The organism is Chamaesiphon sp. VAR_48_metabat_135_sub (assembly GCF_031418915.1).
Classification (GTDB): Bacteria; Cyanobacteriota; Cyanobacteriia; order Cyanobacteriales; family Chamaesiphonaceae; genus Chamaesiphon.
This window is the reverse complement of sequence record NZ_JANOJV010000121.1, coordinates 1-2,344: the sequence shown is the minus strand read 5'-3', so window position 1 is coordinate 2,344 and position 2,344 is coordinate 1. Positions and strand designations below refer to the sequence as shown.

At 44.4% G+C, this 2,344-nt stretch carries 2 protein-coding genes; both read left to right on the top strand.

Going from position 1 to position 2,344, the window contains the following annotated elements; translation table 11 throughout:
- Nucleotides 1-454: 454 nt before the first annotated feature.
- A complete protein-coding gene (locus tag RMO55_RS08765) occupies nucleotides 455-1,246 on the top strand; it encodes a ParA family protein (protein WP_310425854.1) in 792 nt (263 codons plus the stop codon).
- The coding region (locus RMO55_RS08760) for a ParB N-terminal domain-containing protein (RefSeq protein WP_310425853.1) at nucleotides 1,246-2,344 on the top strand (1,099 nt) is incomplete at its 3' end. The genes RMO55_RS08765 and RMO55_RS08760, both read left to right, overlap by 1 nt.

Genomic DNA, 2,344 nt, shown 5'->3' with positions numbered 1-2,344 from the left:
AAGCGTAATCCATGTCGATTTTCTGCACATGGGAATTGGCTCACAAAAAGCATTCCTTCAGATATTTGGTTTAATAACTATTATCTCAAACATTTGTACTAATGTCAGATGTCAATAAGCTACTCAAGTACCAGGCAGCCTTATAATATCGATGACTAATCGCTAGACTTGCCAGAATACAGCACTTGGCAAGTTACGACCAGAGAAAATAAAGTTCCTGGAATATCAATGAATATCAAGTTTTCCAGCAACCCTAAGTTATGGCTAGATAACTAGACTCGTCACGAGAATAGCTCAATTAGATTTTTCTTTCTTGGTAATTTGCCAAGTCGTGCATAACAATCGAAAAATTAAACGTCAACAAGCCCAACATCTGTGATATATAATTTGTTAACCGCGAATGTTACCTAACGTTAGGTAACACTCAATCGCTTTTTAGCATCTAACCGATTTTATGTCTCAAATTAGGATTGCTGTCCTAGCTAATGCTGGTGGGGTAGGCAAAACTACTCTAGTGAGCAATCTTGCTTATATCCTCAGTCAGCACCAAGTATCGGTCGCCGCGATCGATCTCGACCCCCAACGCTCTCTCGATACCTTCTGCGGTGTGCCAGAAGTTTCCCCAGAACAAAGTACTGTGGGCTTATTGAGCGAAAACTTTAGCAATTGGAATTTGACCCAACCTTGGGAAATTGACAATATCGCGCTGTGTCAGTCGCACCCTCAACTCTCTAAAACAGCTCAAGAGATCGTCACTAGAAAGCGGGGCGAATATATTTTAGCCGATCGATTAGATGACTATCCGCTGCCCCATCAAGTCGTGCTGTTCGATTGTCCGGCGACCTTTGGTACCCTGTGTGAAAATGCGATCGCAGCGGCAACTCACTTACTTATCCCCCTGCAATTAGAAGCTAAGGCAGTTGCAGGGCTAAACGATCTCGTTGAGAAAGTCATCGATTTAAGTAAGGCTCTCAAATTAAAACCGCGCCCGCCAATTATGGGGATAGTACCCAGCCTTTACAACAAGGATTTAGCCATCCATCGTCAGTATGCCGAGGAACTACCAGAAATTGCCCAGATGTTAGGGACGAAAGCATATCCCACGATCCGGTTGAGTACGGAGTTTAAAAATGCTTGTGCCTTTGGATTGCCCCTGAGAAAGTATCGTCCCGGACATCCAGCTAATGGCGATTTCACCGAACTTACCAACGACATCATCCAATTAGTAAAAGCAAGCAGTAATTAATGACTAATTCAACAACCAAACAACGTGGCAAGCTACCATCGATGGCGAGTAAATTGGGTAGAGCTATTAACGTTAATCAGCAAGAAAAGATTGTCGAATTAGAGGCTCAAGTAGAAGAGTTAAAAACTCAAAGTGTGGGTGCCACCGACGGCTCAACCGTGGTTGAAATTTCTGTTGACGATATTTCTCCAGGTCAAAACCCACGTAATATTCTCAGTACCGAGAGCATTCAATCGATCGCCAATCATATCGAACGGAATGGACAAGACATCGCGATTTCGATTTTCCCCAATCCGACTGGCTTTCCTAAATATCTCATTGAAGATGGCAAACGGCGGTGGCATGGGGTCAAATATTTGGGTCGGACGACGATTAAAGCGACGATCGTTGCCGCTCCCCGCGACCCGATTTTATCCGCATTGACCACTTTTACCCATCATGAAGATTTGCACCCTCTAGATTTTGCAGAGACATTAATGAAGGCGATCTCTACGGCTACTGGATTAAAATCCGAGCGAGTTCTCAAAATCCTCGCGCGGGTAGTTGTGCGGTTGAGTCGTCAGAATCAAATTAGCGAACTCAATCAATTAGCCAATGCGAATACCCTCGATCAGATGCAGGGACTGGAAACGCTCGGCATCACCGATATCGAAGAACGTGCGGTTATTTCCTTTCTGCTCAAAGAAGGACTCAAACCCAGTAGCGTTCGTAGCAATCTCTTCTCGATGTTGTCACTGCCAGCGGACTTGACTGCGGCGATCCATAAGCATGGGATTAATAGTAATGTCGCCCTGGCACTTACCGGAATTTCTGCCAAAAATCTCAATGCGGATGACTCGATCGCTCATAAAGAGCGGAAGAAGGCAATTCAGAAAGTAATCGATGGTAACTTGTCCTTGCGAGAAACCCGTAGTTTGGTCGATCTAGTCAAGACGAAGTACAAAGAGCCTAGTACGCCGCAGAATTCTGAAGTAGAACGAGTCAAAGGTGAGATTGGACAGCTAGTGGATAATATAATTGATCGAGCCACAATCGAGGAACTCAATGCAATTCGCCAATTTTTGGCTCAAAAATTCCATCAGATCAAGACGATCGATG

Bases quoted from the DNA above. Each gene is read 5' to 3' on its own strand.
- RMO55_RS08765 (WP_310425854.1), top strand. From the start codon at position 455: ATGTCTCAAATTAGGATTGCTGTCCTAGCTAATGCTGGTGGGGTAGGC.